The organism is Rhizobium sp. AP16, assembly GCF_000281735.1.
Taxonomy (GTDB): Bacteria; Pseudomonadota; Alphaproteobacteria; order Rhizobiales; family Rhizobiaceae; genus Rhizobium; species Rhizobium rhizogenes.
In genome coordinates this window covers 419,260-436,011 of sequence record NZ_AJVM01000001.1, presented here as the reverse complement: position 1 = coordinate 436,011, position 16,752 = coordinate 419,260, and the positions used below count along the sequence as shown (strand labels likewise).

Here is a 16,752-nt window from a genome sequence, read left to right as displayed (position 1 = left end):
TCCGCCCTTCAAGGAGCAGACCTCTATGCCGTTGACGCTTTCCCTCAACACCAATCCGCTCGTGAACCGCTTCGCAGACCCCGACGACCTGATCGAGACGGTGGCGCAGGACCTGAAAATCCGTGATCTCCAGCTAACGCACGAGTTCATCAATCCGAGCTGGCAGGCGCCCGTCATCCGTCGCCTCACCCGGACGATGCAGGCAGCCCTTCGGCGCACCGGCGTTCGCGTGACATCCGGCATGACCGGGCCTTACGGCCGCCTGAACCATTTCGGCCATCCAGATGCCGACGTCCGGCGCTATTATGTCGACTGGTTCAAGACCTTCGCCGACATCACCGCCGATCTCGGCGGCCATTCGGTCGGCACGCAATTCGCGATCTTCACCTACAAGGACTATGACGATCCGGCCCGGCGCGAGGAACTGATCAAGATCGCCATCGATTGCTGGGGCGAAGTGGCCGAACATGCAAAATCCGCCGGTCTTTCCTACGTCTTCTGGGAGCCTATGAGCATCGGGCGCGAATTCGGCGAGACCATCGACGCCTGCCTGAAGCTGCAATCCCGCCTGACGGCTGCCAATCTCGCCGTGCCGATGTGGATGATGGCGGATATCGATCATGGCGACGTCACCTCGACCAATCCCGATGACTACGACCCCTATGCCTGGGCGCGCGCGGTTCCGAAGATTTCCCCGATCATTCACATCAAGCAGAGCCTGATGGACAAGGGAGGTCACCGGCCGTTCACGGCGGAGTTCAACGCCAAGGGCCGCATCCAGCCTGCTCCCCTGCTCGCAGCCTTTGCCGAAGGCGGCGCACAGGACAATGAAATCTGCCTCGAACTGTCGTTCAAGGAGCGCGAGCCCAACGACCGCCAGGTCGTCTCGCAGATTGCCGAGAGCATCGCTTTCTGGGCACCGCACATCGATACCGGCATTGACGACTTGCATATCTAGCCGCAAGCGCCGATCAAGCTGTCTTGCGGTAAATGCATGACCAAGTGGAAAGGAAACCATTGATGGCGGATGCGGATGAGTCGCTTGCGGTGCGCGCAGCCTGGCTACACTATGCCGGCGGCTTTACGCAGTCCGAAGTGGCCAAGCGCCTGGGTGTGCCCTCGGTCAAGGCCCATCGACTGATTGCAAGGGCAGTTGCCGATGGCGTCGTCAAGGTCACGATTGATGGCGATATTGTCGAATGCGTCGAGCTCGAAACGAAGCTCGCAGCAAGATTCGGTCTGCAATATTGCGAGGTCGCTCCCGATCTCGGCGAAGAGGGTTTCGACTTTCGCGCCCTGGGACAGGCCGGCGCCAGCTTCCTGCGGCGGGAAGTCGAAAGCGGCAAGCACAAGATCATCGGCCTCGGGCATGGTCGAACGCTATCGTCGGCGGTTCATCACATGTCGCGCGTCAATGCCAAGAGGGTGCGCTTCGTTTCGTTGCTCGGCGGACTGACACGGAACTATGCGGCCAATCCCTATGACGTCATGCACCGCATCGCCGAAAAGACGGGGACGCAGGCCTATGTGATGCCGGTGCCGTTTTTCGCCAATACAAGGGAAGATCGTGATGTGCTCCTGGCGCAGCGCGGCGTGAAGGAAGTCTTCGACCTTGCCAACAATGCCGAACTCAAGCTCGTCGGTCTCGGCACCGTCGATATCGACGCCCAGCTCGTCCTGTCGGGCATGGTGGAGCCGCGCGAGATCAAGGAGATCGCCGCCATGGGTGGCGTCGGCGAAATCCTCGGGCATTTCTTCGATGCCGACGGACGCATCCTGGAAACGATGCTGTCAGCCAGAACTCTTTCCGCCTCTTTACCGCGATCGAAGAAGGAAAAGCTCGTCGCCCTGTCCGGCGGCCTGCCGAAAGTGGACGCCATCCGCGCGGTCCTCAACAGCCACTGTCTTTATGGGTTGATCACTGACGAGCGCACGGCGCAGGCACTGCTGAAGAGCTGAACTCACCACAATCAAGAAACATAAATTCATCTCAACATAACAATCTTGATGTTGAATTATGTGATATTAATGTTATGTTTGATACGTTCAATCCTGCCCAAGACCGGAGCGCAAGGTGAAACGGGAAGAGCGTCAACAATCGATCATCAACCTGCTGGTGGAGCACAAGACCGTCGACCTCGACGACCTGGCCGATCGTTTTGTCGTGTCGAAGATGACCATTCACCGCGATCTGGACGATCTCGAACAGGCCGGCGTCCTGCGCAAGGTTCGCGGCGGGGCGACGATCGACGCGGGCACGCAGTTCGAAAGCGATTTCCGTTTCCGCGAGCGCCAGGGGCATGAGGAAAAGCTCGCTATGGCGCGAGCCGCGCTCGAGCTTGTCGAGCCCGGCATGACGGTCATGGTCAACGACGGCTCGATGGCGGCGGTCCTCGGAGAAATGCTGCTCCAGAAGCGGCCTCTGACGCTGATCACCAACAATGCTGCGATCATCGACCGGCTGAAGAACGAAAGCGGCATTACCCTCATCGCGCTCGGTGGCATCTATTCCGCCAAGTTCAATGCCTTCCTAGGCGTGGTGACGGAAGAGGCGCTGTTTCGCCTGCGCGCCGATATCGCCTTCGTCTCGACGCCGGCCGTGTCCGGCGGGCTCGTCTATCATATGGACGACAACATCGTGCGAACGAAACGGGCGATGATTGCCTCTGCGGCCAAGACCTGCCTGCTGGTCAGCCACCAACGCATCGGCCACACCGCCCTGCATGTGATGGCTGATCTCTCAGATTTCGACGCCGTCATCACCGATCGCGCGCCCGACGCCGCCATTCTCGAACAATTGAGCCGCGACGGCATCACCCTGACCATTGCCTCGACCTAGGATTTGAAATGACAGCATCACCGCGCTACTGGATTGGCACCAGCTGGAAAATGAACAAGACGCTGGCGGAAGCCCGCGGCTTCGCCGAGGCGTTGCGGGACGCGGATGCCCTGCGCGACCCCGCGATCCAGCGCTTCATCATCCCGCCCTTCACCGCTGTCCGCGAGGTCAAGTCGATCCTGTCGGACACCTCGGTCAAAGTTGGCGCGCAAAACATGCATTGGGCCGATCAGGGTGCATGGACAGGCGAAGTCTCTCCTCTGATGCTGAGGGATTGCAATCTCGATATCGTCGAGCTTGGCCACTCCGAGCGCCGCGAACATTTCGGCGAGACCAATGAGACCGTCGGCCTAAAGACCGAGGCAGCCGTCCGCCATGGCCTGATCCCACTCATCTGCATCGGCGAGACATTGAGCGACCGGGAAAGCGGCCGCGCTGCGGAAATCCTGAGCGAACAGGTTGTCGGCGCGCTCTCCAAACTCTCCGGCTCCCAGAAACAAGCTCAAATACTGCTCGCCTACGAACCTGTCTGGGCCATCGGCGAGAAGGGCATTCCCGCCGAGCCCTCCTATGCCGATGCTCGCCAGGCCGAGATCATTGCCGTCGCCGAGAAGGTGCTTGGCCGCCGGATTCCCTGCCTCTACGGCGGATCGGTCAATCCCGACAATTGCGAAGAACTCATCTCATGCCCGCATATCGACGGGCTTTTCATCGGCCGTTCGGCCTGGAACGTCGAAGGTTACCTCGACATTCTCGCCAAATGCGCCGCCAAACTTAGAGGAGACACGAAATGAAACTTGCCATCGCAGGAGACAGCGCAGGCGAAGGCCTGGCAAAGGTTCTCGCCGATCATCTGAAGGACCGTTACGACGTGAGCGAAGTTTCGCGCACGGACGCCGGACCGGACGCGTTCTATGCAAACCTTGCCGACCGTGTCGCTTCGGGCGTCATTGACGGAACCTATGACAAGGCCATCCTCGTCTGCGGCACCGGCATCGGCGTCAGCATCTCGGCCAACAAGGTGCCGGGCATCCGTGCGGCCCTCACTCATGACACCTATTCGGCGGAGCGCGCCGCGCTCTCCAACAATGCGCAGATCATCACCATGGGCGCCCGCGTCATCGGCACCGAACTTGCCAAGGCGATTGCCGACGCTTTCCTAGCGCAGACCTTCGATACGAACGGCCGCTCGGCCGGCAATGTGAAGGCCATCGACGAAGTCGACGCAAAATATAACGCGCGCTGAGGTTTGCGAACAAACAGCAAATGGTCGCTCCGGTCGCAAGATTGGCGACCTCTGAAATAAAAGACCGGCAGCTGGAAACCAGCTGCCGGAATTCATCCGACTAGGCCGGATTAAGCGGCGAACGAGCTGTCAAAGCTGAACGAGCCGGAGGCGTTGCTGAAGGAGAACGTCCCGGCCTTCTGCACGACTTCTGCCGGCAGCGTTGCCGAGAAGGTGCCCGAGCGGCTGCCGAAGGTGTAGCTGCCGCTGACGGCGCCGTCGGCGCCAATGGTGACCGTCGAAGCGACCGTGGAAGCGCCGCCGCTGACGAGATCGAGCATGTCGGCATTGATTTCAGTGATGTTGCTCATGTTAGTCTCCTATTGGGTTAGGTTCGAGGGATTGACCGGGATGGTCCTCCCCTCCTCTTGTTGTCACCGGCTGCCTATGGCCTTTAAGGGGTCCAGTACCCAGTCGGTGAAGTGCCGGCGATCCGTTATGACATCGCCGATGAGGGTCATACCGGGGGTCAGTGGGCGCTCTTCGCCGTAGGCGGCGATGCTGGTGCGCTCCAGACTGACGGTCACGCGGTAGACGGGATCTTTAAATGCGATGGGAGCAAGAAGCTCACCCTCACGATAAGTGGCGCGGGATACCTGCACGACATGGCCCGACACCACGCCGAAGCGCTGATACGGGAAGGCGTCGACCCGGAGCCGCACTTCCTGCCCCGGCTGGATCAGGCCGGCCGCGCGCGGCGGCACCAGCAGGTTGGCCTCGAGATTGCTGCCGGCCGGCACCAGAGCCGCAAGCGGCGACTGTGCCACGGCCGTCTGCCCCGGCTGCGCCTGAAGTGCCGCGACCCGACCGGCTACCGGCGCGACCATGACGTAGGCGCGGTTGACCTGCAATTGCGCCAGGGACTGCTCCAACTCGCTACGAAGACCTTGCAGTTGCGCCAGCTTGTCATCGCGCTCGGCAGGCAGGCCTGCGAGTTGCGACCGGGCATCGTTGAGATCGCCTTGCCGCTGCTCCTTCTGCCGCTCCAGCTCGTGGATGACGCTTTCCTGGGCAAGGATCTGCTGCTGGCGGCGCGACAGCTCGAAGCGCGTGCCGCTGCCCTTGATCTGTAGCTGCGCATAACGGCCGGCATCGTCGGTTTGCAGGGCTTGCAGGCGGCGTTCCGATTCCAGGCGCTGTTCCTGGCTCGCCAATTCGCCGCCGAGCCCTTCGACGCGCGCCGACAGACGCCGCCCCTCTTCGTCGAAGCGGGCTTTCGCCGCCGTGATCTGGATGTCGATCGACTGGATACGGGCTTGCGTCTCTGAGCGCAGCTTCTCACCGACCTGGCCGTCGGCACCGGTTGTTTCCAGCGATAGCTCGACCATCGGCTGGCCCTGGGTGACCACGTCCCCTTCGTGGACGAGCACCCGCGTCACAATACCGCCCTTGGTGGCGTAGAGCTGCGCCAGTCCGCCGGTCGGGGCGATGTAGCCCTGCACGGTCTCCTTGCGGGCATAGGTGCCGGTCATGAGATAGGTCGCACCGACGACCACGAAGACGCCGAGGATCGCCGTCATCACCCCATGGCTCACCGGCTGCGCGATCATCACCTCGCCACGGAGCCGGCGGCGGTGTTCTATGGCTTGCGTGCGGAACAATGTCTCGCTCATGGCACCACCTGCAAAGGCTGTGCCGGCACATCGCGCATCAGCTCGCGCACATGCCCGTTCTCCACGGCGAAGACGCGCGCCGCACCCTCAATGGCTCCGGGGCGATGAGCCACCATCACCTGGGTAATGCCGAGCCTGCTCAGCGCCTGCATGACGCGGCGTTCGGCAAGAATGTCGAGATTGGCCGTCCCCTCGTCGAGGAACAATATGGAGGGGTTTCGGTAGAGCGCCCGCGCCAGCAGCGCGCGCTGTTGCTGACCGCCCGACAGGGTCGATCCGAGATCGCCGACCAGGGTCATGTAGCCCATCGGCATGCGCAGGATTTCGTCGTGAAGGCCGACAAGCCCGGCAACCGCTTCGACGCGCGCCAGATCCATGTCGGGATCGAAGAAGGCGATATTGTCGGCGATCGTGCCGGCGAAGAGTTGGTCATCCTGCATCACCACGCCGATCCGCGCGCGGTAAGCCCGCATCCCCAGGGCGCTAAACGGCAGACCGTCGACAAGCACTTCACCTTCACTCGGCGGATAGAGGCCCATCAGCAGCTTCAGAAGCGTGGATTTGCCACCACCCGAAGGCCCGACAAACACCACGGACTGCCCCGGCTCGATGCTCAAGGAAACATCCTTCAGCACCCAGGCTTCGCGCTCGGCATAGCGGAAGGAAAGATTGCGAACGTCGAGCGCACCGGCGAGCGGACGATCCTTGCGCGCCTCGGCATCCAGGTCCGGCTCAGGGTCCTGGTGCACGGCATCGGCCAGGCGCTCCAGATGCAGGCCCGTCATGCGGAACTTGAAGTATTGATCGACGAGCGACAGGGCGGCGGTGCTGAACTGGCTGCGATAGGACAGGAACGCCAGCAGCATGCCGAGCGTCATCTCTCCGCGGATGATGGCGCCGGCGCCCAGATAGAACACCAGCAGCATCTCCGCTCCCGTCAGGAAGGAGAGGCCGGCCGTTCCTTTGAGGCTGACTTTCTGGAGGCGCACATTGTTGTTGATGCTGTCAGCATAGGCGTTCTGCCAGACACCGTGGCGCTCCAGCTCCCGGCCGAACAGCTTGAAGGCTCTCGCACCCCGGATGGTTTCGAGAAAAACGCCATCCACCTTGGCCTGATATTGGATGCCCTCATTGGTCAGGCTCCGCAGCCAGGGGAAGGTGCCCAATCGGACACACACGACAAGCGCCAGCGATACCAGCACCACGCTTGCCAGATAAGGTGCGTAGATCAGCATCACCGCCAGGGTGATGATGGCCATCAGCCCGTCCAGAGCGCCAGAGACAAGGCCGCCCGTCAGAAGGTCCTGCACCGGCTGCAGGGAGTTGAAACGGGACAGAATATCGCCGAGACGCCGCTTTTCGAACCACGGCACCGGCAGGCGCAGTGCATGACGCAACAGGTTGCCGCGCATCTGGAAAGTCAAAAGGGTGCTGAAATGCATCTGCACGTAACCGCGCAACAGCGTCGTCGCGCTCTGGATCAGCAGTAGCAATCCGGCGCCGATAACGATCGCGTTCAAAAGGCTGAGATCGCCCTTGGATATCGCCTCGTCGACGATCATCTGGTTGACGAGCGGCGACAGCAGGGCAAAGAATTGCAGCAGGGCGGAGAGGACCAGGATCTGCAGCAGACTCGGAATGAAGCCGGCGCTCCTCGACCACAGATCAGCCAGGCGTACCCGCTCGACCACCTTGCGCTTGCGGAAGGTGGCGGCCGGCGTCAGTTCCAGCGCCACACCGGTAAAATGCCTGGATGCCTCCGCATGGGACAATCGTCGCTGGCCGCTTGCCGGGTCATGAACCTCGATCCGGCTTGGCGTTACCCGGCTCAGCACAACATAATGCGACATGTCCCAGTGCAGAATGCAAGGCATCTTCAGCTTGCCGATGTCCTCCATCTCCAGCTTCAGGGGCCGGCTGGTAAAGCCGAGATCGTCGGCAACCGAGATGAGGCTCTTCAGCGTCGTGCCCTTCGAAGACACGGCATGGCGTCGCCTGAGTTCGGATAACGTCACGCGATGGCCGTGATAGCCCGCCACCATCGTCAGGCAGGCAAGTCCGCATTCCGCAGCTTCCGACTGCAGCAACGGCTCGATCCTTGAGCGATTATGAAGGGCTGTCAAAAGCAATTGGCTATCCCTCGCTGGAGGTACCGAAGTTGTCGCCGGCGTTCGATCGCGGCATCCATGATTTGCGGCGCGGCCATCGAACCCGACGCGAGGAAATACATGCCAGATCCAATTATTGTGTTGGGTCTCGTTATGTTGAGAGATGTTACAACGCGCCGCGAACCGGCCACATTTGGTCAAAGACCGGGGCCGGTCTGAGGGATACGTCCATGACGGATGCGGGAGCATCGCTCTGTTTTGACCGCATGGCGCCGCACCAACAAAATGCAGCGATAACGCAAAAATGGATTCACCCCGCCACCGCCGAAGGCTATAGCTGTCCATGGCTGGCGCACACAGATTGGACCGAATTCATGACCGACACTGTCACCGATCGCTTCCTTCGTTATGTCGTTATCGACACCCAATCCGACCCCACTTCATCGACGCAGCCTTCCACTGAGAAGCAGAAGAACCTCGGCCGTGTCCTGGTGGAGGATTTGCTGGCGATCGGTCTCGCTGACGCGCATCTCGACGAGCACGGCTATGTCTATGCGACCATTCCATCCAACGTAGACAAGCCTGTCCCAGTCATCTGCTTTTGCTCGCACATGGACACCGCACCCGACTTCACGGGAACGAACCTGAAGCCGCAGATCGTGCGCAACTATAACGGCGGCGACATCCAGCTTCCGGGCGATCCGCAGCAGATCATCCGCGTCAGCGACAATCCGGAGCTCGGCAACCAGATCGGCAACGACATCATCACCTCCGACGGCACGACGCTGCTCGGCGCCGACGACAAGGCGGGGTTGGCCGAGATCGTGACGGCGGCGCAGTTCCTCCTCGACAATCCCGACATCAAGCATGGAACCATCAAGCTCCTATTCACCACCGACGAGGAAATCGGTCGCGGGGTCGACAAGGTGGATTTGGCAAAGCTCGGCGCTGCGTTCGCCTACACCATGGATGGCGAAACAGCCGGCCATGTCGAGGACGAGACCTTCTCGGCCGATGGCGTCGAGATTTCCATCCAGGGCGTGGCCATCCATCCCGGTTTCGCCAAGGACAAGATGGAAAACGCCATCAAGATCGCCAGCGCCATCATCGACCGCCTTCCCAAGGATACAGCGCCGGAAACCACGGCGGGACGGGACGGTTTCGTTCATCCGACCGGCGTGACCGGCTCGATGGAAAAGGCATCCCTCGGCTTCATCATCCGCGACTTCAACGATGAGGGGCTGACGACGAAGGAAGCCGTGCTCGAGGCGATCGTCAAGGATGTGATGGCCGGCTATCCCGGCTCCACCTACACCTTCAAGGTCAAGCAGCAATACCGCAACATGAAGACCATCCTCGACCAGCATCCAGAGATCGTCGATTATGCCATGGAAGCCGTCCGGCGTGCCGGCATGACGCCCGTGCGCGGCAGTATTCGCGGCGGCACCGACGGCTCGCGTCTGTCCTTCATGGGCCTGCCCTGCGCCAACATCTTCGCCGGCGGCCACGCATTCCACTCGCCGCTCGAATGGGTCAGCAGCCAGGACATGGAAAAGGCCGTCAAGACCATCGTCGAACTTTCGAAAATCTGGGCGGAGCGCGCTTAGGATTGACACAGATGCTTATCCGACACGAAACGCCTGAAGATGTGGATGCGATCCATGATCTGACATGGACCGCTTTCAAGCCAATGCCCTTCAGCGACGATACCGAGGTGGACATTCTCCGGGCGCTGCGCGCATCGGGTGACTTGGCGATCTCGCTGGTCGCCGAGGAGGATGGCAAGATTTTGGGGCACGTCGCGTTTTCGCGGGTGAAGATCGATGGCGTGGACAATGGCTGGTTCGGGCTCGGCCCGATATCTGTCGCGCCTGAAAGACAGCGCCAAGGTATCGGCAAAGCGCTCATCGCCAAGGGATTGGAGCTCCTGGATGGAATGGGCGCAAGTGGATGCGCCCTCATCGGTAATCCGGATGTCTACAGGCACGCGGGCTTCGAAAGTGATGGGCGATTGACCTATCAGGACCTGGATACGAAATACGTTCAGAGGTTCGTTCTTCGAGGCCCTATCCCGAGCGGAGCGCTGCAATTTGCGCCGGCATTCGGACATTAGTTCAGCGCCTCTTCCCAGTCTCCGCGCGAACCTCAAGTGACCGTCCGGCCTATCGCATTCGCTAGGCCTGCGGGGTTATCCCATGCCATGGAACGGCCCGCATCCGGCATGATCTCTATGTTTACCCCGTCCCGCGGCAATGCTTCCGCGTCGGGATCGGACAGGGTCTGGGCTGCCGAAGATCAGCGTCTTCGGCAGGGGCAAGGCATGATTGGTTCTCATAAAGCTGTGCCGTCTCGTCGATGTTCTTGACACAGATGACCGGTCTTTGGCGCAGAACATTGTTTACCTTTTATATAGCGATGATCGATCAGCAAGAATACATATAGCTGTCTTCAAGTTTAATTAATACTATTTTTAACTAAAGAAACACCGATCCTTTTTGCGCCCGATAGATTGTTTCCGACCACAATATTCAAAATCGCCCGGCCTATTGCCAGCATCGCTTGTACTCTACAAGCCATCCGTGAAATTTTTATTGCCGAGTTAAAAAATAAGACTATCCTAATGTGTAGTCTTGGGAGGAAAGGCTCTAAAACTCGTCCGTTCATTCCAACTCTACGGTGCGCGCGCTCCGGCATCAGAAACTGGCCCGCTTTGCTGGCCTGAACTGAAACGGAGACAAGTCATGAGAATACAATCTTCACGGATAGCGGTCGCCGCATCCGCATTGTTACTATTGGCCTCGACGGCCTATGCAGAGCCCGGTGGCGGTACAGATCATGGCGGAGGCCAATCCACAAGCGGACGCGGGCTCGGCGTAGGCCTTGGCGTTTCCGTCGGCGGCATCAAGGCGGGAGCAGGTCTTGGCTTGAATTCAACCGGCCTCAACACCGGCGCGGCCGCATCCATCGGCGGCACCAATGGCGTGAATGCCGGCGTCGGCGCGTCTGCATCGACCAGCCGCGGCGTCAATGCCGGAGCGGGAGTATCGGTTGGCGGCGCCAACGGGGTTAACGCCGGTCTCGGCGCGTCTGCAAATACCACCAGTGGCGTCAATGCCGGTGTAGGCGCATCTGTCGGAGGTTCCGGCGGGGTCAATGCCGGCGCCGGCGTATCGCTCGGCGGTGGCGGCGCGAGTGTGGGTGTCGGCGTTGGTATCGGCGGCGGCTCCGGCAGCGGTGGCGGCGGGACCGGAGGCGGCGGAACAGGTGGTTCCGGCGGCTCGGGTGGGTCAGGTGGATCCTCTGGAGGGTCTGGCGGATCCGGTGGTTCCGGCGGCATTGGCAGCGTTGGCAGCGGAAACGGCGGCCTTGGTGGCTCCGGATCGGGCAATGGCCAGGGTATCGGAGCGAGCAGAAGCACGCTTGCAGCGTTCCGCACCATGTCCAACGCCGAGCAGAGGCGCATGCTCATAGCCTGTCGTCAGGTAACGGCTTCGGGCAATTTCGATGCCGGTCTTGTCAGTCTCTGCAAACTCTTGCGCAGCACCGCGAGCGCAGGCGGCTTATGAAAGCCTCGCGCAGCTGATATCCGGACCGTCCCGTCAGGGACGGACCAATAGCCAACGACACCCGCTGCTTCCTCTCAGACAGGCGGCGGGTGTTGCCGGCGAAACGTCGGCGGTAGCGCGGATATAGCAATCCTCCGCAGCAAATCGGCACCAGATCCTGCCGCAGACATTTCCGAACATTGCTGAACAAAGGTATTATCAAGGAATTTCTTATCGCGACATTTCCAGGAGCAGGCCGTTTCTCCAAGGGAGATATTGCGCGCTTCGTCGCCAGAAATCTTATCATCATGATTTCATAGACTTTTATCGTCGGAAATCACAATAAAGCCGCCCGAATTTCCGGATTGCGACGCCGTTATTCTACCATTGGCACCGGGTCGTACGCAAAAGGCCATTTACGGCCGCTTAATCTAGCCGCTGCCACAATTGTACATCCGCACGACACAGCAATGGGCAACATCAAAATGGTTACCGCAATATCCTCCTCCACGGCCTCATCCTTGTTTGGCACATCGTCCACCACATCATCGAGCTCGTCTACCGCAGACGACGCTACGAAAATACAGGTGGAAATCGCGGCAAAGAAGGCGGAGCTCGCCAGCACGAAAGACCCGGACGAAGCAGCCACGCTTCAAAAGGAACTGACCACCCTTGAGGCCAAACTGGCCAAGCTGCAGAAATCCTCCAGCAGCCAGTCGAGCGCCGCCGGTCAAACCGCGAAGGCGAGCACAGCCTCCGGTTCCAGTTCGTCGCAGAGCAACGCGCAATCGCCGCTGTCTGGCGAAAGCGATCGCATCGGCACGACGAATTTCGACGAGAATACGGATTTCGGCGCTCGGGCCGCCTACGTCTGACAATTGACATCGTGTTGCACGGCATCTGATCGTGGGTAGGCTACTCCTTACCCACGAGATGTCTCATGCGATACGTGGCAGAAAAACAAGTTTAAACTTGAGACCTATCGCGTCCGATCAGCTCCACCACGCCTCGCGCCGGCGCCAGGAGAGATCGCTCTTGCGGCTTTTCCCCGCGGCTTTCCTGTCGCCCTTGAGGTGATCCATATAACCTCCAAGGACGCTGTTGATGAAGACATGGGACTTGGTCCGGTTCGAGCCCAGAAACTTGAAGCTTGCTTCTTTATCCTGCTCCATTTGCTGGACGATCTTCCAAAAGACGAAACTGTCGTGGCTTTCCTTCAGCGCCAGGAAATAGCCGGACGAATAGGCGCTTTCGAAGCGCTCGACGAAGGTCAATATTTCGCGGTGGCGAAGATTGTATCCCACCCATCCGCATTCCGGATATATTTTACGGTTCAGATAGGCGGCGAGCTGATTGCCCCTCGGGGCAATTCTATCGATCAGGCTACGCGGAATTTCGCTGTGCGTGACCGTATCGGCATCGAGCCATATCAGCTGATCCGCCTCGGTCCGATATCGCTGGATCGCATCGGTGACGGCGAAGACCTTGTTGGAAAAACGAACGGCATCCCAGCGGTAGTCCCGTTCCAAACTATTCGTAGATAGACGGACTCCGTTGGCCAGCGGGTTCTCGCCAAAGTCTTTGCGAAATTCGAGCAAGCGCGGCAGGCTCTCATTATGGTCGAAAATCTGGAGCCGCTCATCCTTCTCCTCGACCTGCACATTCTCGGCATAGACCACAAGCGAGATATCCTTGGGCCAATATTTGAGAAATGTCTCGATGCACTTCTTGCCATAGTCGCGATACCCCTTTTCATGAAAGGTCGTCACGACGATATGCTTTAGTTGTTCTTGCCGCCAGAAATACGGAAAAGGCATGGAAGATGATGCTCCGCGACAAAATTGATATCGATCGGCACCGGCTAGGGGTGAACCGTGTCGTTTCAGTGGCTCCTGCTTAGAAACGACAGGATGATAGCTAGCCCCAAATTGTGTCTGAATATTTCTACCCGGTGGAATTTATGGGAAATGTTATTTCGAAATGTGACGACACGACTGCGACGGTGGCGGGCGATCCGTCTTTGGATGCCGCCTGTTCCATGCTGCACCGTCAGGATCCTGGTTCCAGCGCGCAGCTTCGGTCCCTCCTCCTCAGGCGAGTAGGCAAAGATGAGACAGCGCCGTCAGGAAATGGAAATACCAAAAGAAAAAGCCCGGCGCGATCGCTCGCGCCGGGCTTTTCTTCCGTCGTTACTTGATGGCGTTGAGATCGACGCCCTTGGTGTCGCGGATGAAGATAAGACCGATGACCAGGGTCATCGTCGCAATCGCAATCGGATACCAAAGGCCGTAATAAATATCGCCCTTGGCAGCGCTCATCGCAAAGACCGTTGCCGGCAGCAGGCCGCCGAACCAGCCATTGCCGATATGATAGGGCAAGGACATACCGGTATAGCGGATGCGGGTCGGGAACATCTCAACCAATATCGCGGCAATGGGGCCATAGACCATGGTCACGTAAATGACGAGAATGGTCAGAATGGCGATGGTGAGCGGCCAGTTGATCGCGGCGGGATCGGCAACCATCTTGAAGGCACCGCCGTTCGCCACCGTGTAGACCGGCATATCGGTCGCGCCGGCGGCCTGTTCCGCTGTGAGCAGCTTCGCCTTGATCAGATCGGCAACCGGCGTGACCGTCTTGTCACCGGCCCGGACCGTTGCCGCGTTTAGGCTGAGCTCGGGGTTTGCGGCGATGAAACCATCCAGCTTGGCGTCCGGCACCTTGGCCGGATCGCGCGCCAGCGGGAAACCCGCCTTCTGCAGGGCAAGGTTCAGGTCATGCGTGAAGGCGGCGCTCTTTGCCGTCGCCGTCGCCCCGGCGGCGACAGCGTCATAGGAAGTCACGATGGCGTCACCAACCTTGACCGTCGCCGGCTGGCCGGCGGGACCGTCGACAACTGCGTAGGGCACCGAGCTCTTGGACAGGAACGAGGTGGCAATATCGCAAGAGTTGTTGAACTTCGCCGTGCCGACCGGGTTGAACTGGAAGGTGCAATCGCCGGGTGCCGCCGTCACGGTGGCGCGGATGGTTTGCTCTGCCTGGGCAAGCGCCGGATTGGCCGCATGAGTCAATGCCTTGAACAGCGGGAAATAGGTGAGGATCGCCAGGGCAAGTCCGGCCATGATGATCGGCTTGCGGCCGATCTTGTCGGACAGCCAGCCGAAGAACACGAAGAAACCGCTGCCGAACAGCAGCGCGATGGCGATCATGATGTTGACCGATTGACCATCGACCTTGAGCACGTTCTGCAGGAAGAACAGCGAATAGAACTGGCCCGCATACCAGACGACGGCCTGGCCTGCCGTGAGACCGAGAAGTGCCAGCAGCGCGATCCGGGCGTTCTTCCATTGTCCGAAAGCTTCCGACAGCGGCGCCTTGGAGCCCTTGCCTTCTTCCTTCATCTTCTTGAAAGCCGGGGATTCACTGAGCGACAGCCGGATCCAGACGGAGATGCCGAGGAGAACGAAGGACAGGATAAAGGGAATACGCCATCCCCAGGCAGCAAAGGCTTCCTTGCCGAGCCAGTTCTGCACCACCAGGATCACGATCAGCGACAGGAAGAGCCCGAGCGTTGCCGTCGTCTGGATCCAGGACGTATAAAAACCGCGCCGGTCGTTGGGTGCATGCTCGGCGACATAGGTTGCCGCGCCACCATATTCGCCACCAAGCGCCAGGCCCTGCAGCATGCGCAGCGCAATCAGAATAACCGGGGCAGCGAGACCCCAGCTGGCCGAGCCGGGCAGGATACCGACCAGGAAGGTCGAAAGGCCCATGATCAGGATGGTGACGAGAAACGTATATTTGCGGCCGACGAGATCGCCGATCCGTCCGAAGACCAGCGCACCGAAGGGCCGGACCAGGAAGCCTGCCGCGAAGGCGAGCAACGCGAAAATATTGCGGGTCGCTTCCGGATATTCACTGAAAAAGGCCGCGCCGATGAAGACGGCCAGGGAACCATAGAGATAGAAGTCATACCATTCGAAAACAGTTCCGAGCGAAGAGGCGAAGATCACCTTCTTCTCTTCCCTGGTCATCCCTCGACCAGAAGTCTGATCCACAGACGTGGCTACCATTCCTAATTCCTCCCAGTTGCACCTAGGACATGACGGCAGTGCCCGCGTCATGCCCCCCCAAACTCACATTGCGCGTGGGTCTCCCGGCCCTTCTGGCGCGGGAAACCTGCGCCGATGGATGCCCTCCAGATTTCCTCCCCGAGAGGTCATGCATCCGATGCAGAGGAAGTGTTGGCTAAAAATTGAAAAATGCAATGGCTGCAACTTGCGTCCGCCGTCTAAAATTGTGTGTAAGGTGCCAAAAGACGACAGGATTACCCCAAAGCGGGGCTCAGGCTCCATCGTGATGCTGACAGGGCAGCGATCACACTGTGGGATCTGGTGGCATGGCCAGGTTTATGGCCGAGCGCAGCGTTGCCGTTGACCATGCGACGCTGAACAGATGCGTTGTGAAATATTCGCCCTTGATTGTCTGCTAGGGCTTCAATGCCATCCAGTCTGTATCAGCAACACCGAATGGCATCGAAGTGGCCGACATGATCCGCAAACACCAATTTCAAACCAGTGGCCAATCGGCATTTCGGCAACTCACGTCACAGCCTGTGTCTTATGGGTTTGCACGCATTTCACGATGCGAACCTAGCGAGCCCTGTGGCCGTGGTCATGTCCGCCATCGTGATGCCCTTCACTTGAGGTGGATGCCGGATCCACGCCAACGCTGCCGGCATCAGTCCAGACCCAGTTAGGAGCGGCAGAGGCAAGTACTGCGGAGGCCTTATTCAGGTCTCCCACGCATTGTCTGTCCTGGCCATTGGAGCGCGCGTTGATCGCCGAGGAATAGAGCCCCATGGCTTCAGCCTTTTGGACACTGGCTGGGGTTCCGTCCAATTCCGTTCTGGTGAGCTTAAGGTCTCCCGCGCAGGTGGTTGCGGCAAAGACAGGAACGGTTGAAACCGCAAGAGTCGCAAGGGTCGTTCCCAAGAGAGCGAATACGATTGTTGGTTTGGGCGTTTTGAACATCTCAATCTCCATTAGGAGCTGTTGCCGGTCTGCTTGAACCGGCATGGTTCCATGTTTCCAAAAGTGTGCCGGTTTATAGAAACTCTCGCACGCCTCAGTCATGACCCGTTTCACGCGACCTCGATATGATCTCAATCAATGTATCCGATCACGTCTGCTTCACTAAGAAGTGCGCGATCGGTGAGACAGTGTGGAAGAGGCAAGCGGATCTCTAACATATTATAAAAATTGAAGAATCTATGCCATTGGAGATACAGGGATCCTTGCCTCCCTTACCATTTGTTAATCCGGCTAAACTTGTGAGGAGAGTGCTTCTGCACAATATGTCG

Annotated in this window: 14 protein-coding genes; 9 read left to right on the top strand and 5 right to left on the bottom strand. The window is 59.4% G+C overall.

Annotated features, from left to right (window positions below; all coding sequences use genetic code 11):
- Window positions 1-25 precede the first annotated feature (25 nt).
- The 5 genes from PMI03_RS02010 to PMI03_RS01990 all read left to right on the top strand — a co-directional run bounded on the left by PMI03_RS02010 (window position 26) and on the right by PMI03_RS01990 (window position 4,085).
- Entirely contained in the window at window positions 26-958 is a 933-nt protein-coding gene (locus PMI03_RS02010) for a sugar phosphate isomerase/epimerase (protein WP_007689323.1), read from the top strand.
- Between the two features lie 62 nt (window positions 959-1,020).
- Window positions 1,021-1,959 (top strand): sugar-binding transcriptional regulator, encoded by a 939-nt coding sequence (locus tag PMI03_RS02005; protein ID WP_007689320.1) that lies wholly within the window; start codon window positions 1,021-1,023, stop codon window positions 1,957-1,959.
- Window positions 1,960-2,074: 115 nt separating this feature from the next.
- Window positions 2,075-2,839, top strand: coding sequence for a DeoR/GlpR family DNA-binding transcription regulator (locus PMI03_RS02000; RefSeq protein WP_007689318.1), 765 nt, complete (start codon window positions 2,075-2,077; stop codon window positions 2,837-2,839).
- An 8-nt stretch (window positions 2,840-2,847) separates the two neighbouring features.
- The gene (locus PMI03_RS01995; protein WP_007689316.1) at window positions 2,848-3,633 is read left to right on the top strand and encodes a triose-phosphate isomerase; all 786 of its coding nucleotides are present in this window, start codon (window positions 2,848-2,850) and stop codon (window positions 3,631-3,633) included.
- Window positions 3,630-4,085, top strand: coding sequence for an RpiB/LacA/LacB family sugar-phosphate isomerase (locus PMI03_RS01990; RefSeq protein WP_007689314.1), 456 nt, complete (start codon window positions 3,630-3,632; stop codon window positions 4,083-4,085). The genes PMI03_RS01995 and PMI03_RS01990 overlap by 4 nt, the downstream gene beginning before the upstream one ends.
- Before the next feature lie 110 nt (window positions 4,086-4,195).
- Here the strand turns inward: PMI03_RS01990 and PMI03_RS01985 are convergent, their stop codons facing one another.
- The 3 genes from PMI03_RS01985 to PMI03_RS01975 all read right to left on the bottom strand — a co-directional run bounded on the left by PMI03_RS01985 (window position 4,196) and on the right by PMI03_RS01975 (window position 7,866).
- The gene (locus PMI03_RS01985) at window positions 4,196-4,435 is read right to left on the bottom strand and encodes a Blp family class II bacteriocin (RefSeq protein WP_007689312.1); all 240 of its coding nucleotides are present in this window, start codon (window positions 4,433-4,435) and stop codon (window positions 4,196-4,198) included.
- A 63-nt stretch (window positions 4,436-4,498) separates the two neighbouring features.
- Window positions 4,499-5,737, bottom strand: a complete 1,239-nt coding sequence (locus PMI03_RS01980; RefSeq protein WP_007689310.1) for an HlyD family secretion protein — start codon at window positions 5,735-5,737, stop codon at window positions 4,499-4,501.
- On the bottom strand, window positions 5,734-7,866 hold the full coding sequence (locus PMI03_RS01975; RefSeq protein WP_039973559.1) for a peptidase domain-containing ABC transporter: 2,133 nt from the start codon (window positions 7,864-7,866) through the stop codon (window positions 5,734-5,736). The genes PMI03_RS01980 and PMI03_RS01975 overlap by 4 nt, the downstream gene beginning before the upstream one ends.
- A 353-nt stretch (window positions 7,867-8,219) precedes the next feature.
- Here PMI03_RS01975 and pepT point away from each other — a divergent pair, with 353 nt between their 5' ends.
- The 4 genes from pepT to PMI03_RS01955 all read left to right on the top strand — a co-directional run bounded on the left by pepT (window position 8,220) and on the right by PMI03_RS01955 (window position 12,265).
- Window positions 8,220-9,452: a peptidase T gene (pepT, locus tag PMI03_RS01970; protein WP_039973583.1), complete on the top strand. Its 1,233-nt coding sequence runs from the start codon at window positions 8,220-8,222 to the stop codon at window positions 9,450-9,452.
- A gap of 11 nt (window positions 9,453-9,463) precedes the next feature.
- Window positions 9,464-9,958: a GNAT family N-acetyltransferase gene (locus PMI03_RS01965; RefSeq protein ID WP_007689304.1), complete on the top strand. Its 495-nt coding sequence runs from the start codon at window positions 9,464-9,466 to the stop codon at window positions 9,956-9,958.
- A gap of 628 nt (window positions 9,959-10,586) precedes the next feature.
- Window positions 10,587-11,411 carry a hypothetical protein gene (locus PMI03_RS01960; RefSeq protein WP_007689302.1) on the top strand — a complete coding sequence of 275 codons (825 nt, stop codon included), beginning with the start codon at window positions 10,587-10,589 and terminating at the stop codon, window positions 11,409-11,411.
- A gap of 566 nt (window positions 11,412-11,977) precedes the next feature.
- On the top strand, window positions 11,978-12,265 hold the full coding sequence (locus PMI03_RS01955) for a hypothetical protein (RefSeq protein WP_229202667.1): 288 nt from the start codon (window positions 11,978-11,980) through the stop codon (window positions 12,263-12,265).
- 117 nt (window positions 12,266-12,382) lie between these two features.
- Here PMI03_RS01955 and PMI03_RS01950 read toward each other — a convergent pair whose 3' ends face one another.
- Entirely contained in the window at window positions 12,383-13,159 is a 777-nt protein-coding gene (locus PMI03_RS01950; protein WP_229202666.1) for a hypothetical protein, read from the bottom strand.
- A 420-nt stretch (window positions 13,160-13,579) separates the two neighbouring features.
- Window positions 13,580-15,463: an MFS transporter gene (locus PMI03_RS01945; protein WP_007689295.1), complete on the bottom strand. Its 1,884-nt coding sequence runs from the start codon at window positions 15,461-15,463 to the stop codon at window positions 13,580-13,582.
- Between the last annotated feature and the right edge of the window lie 1,289 nt (window positions 15,464-16,752).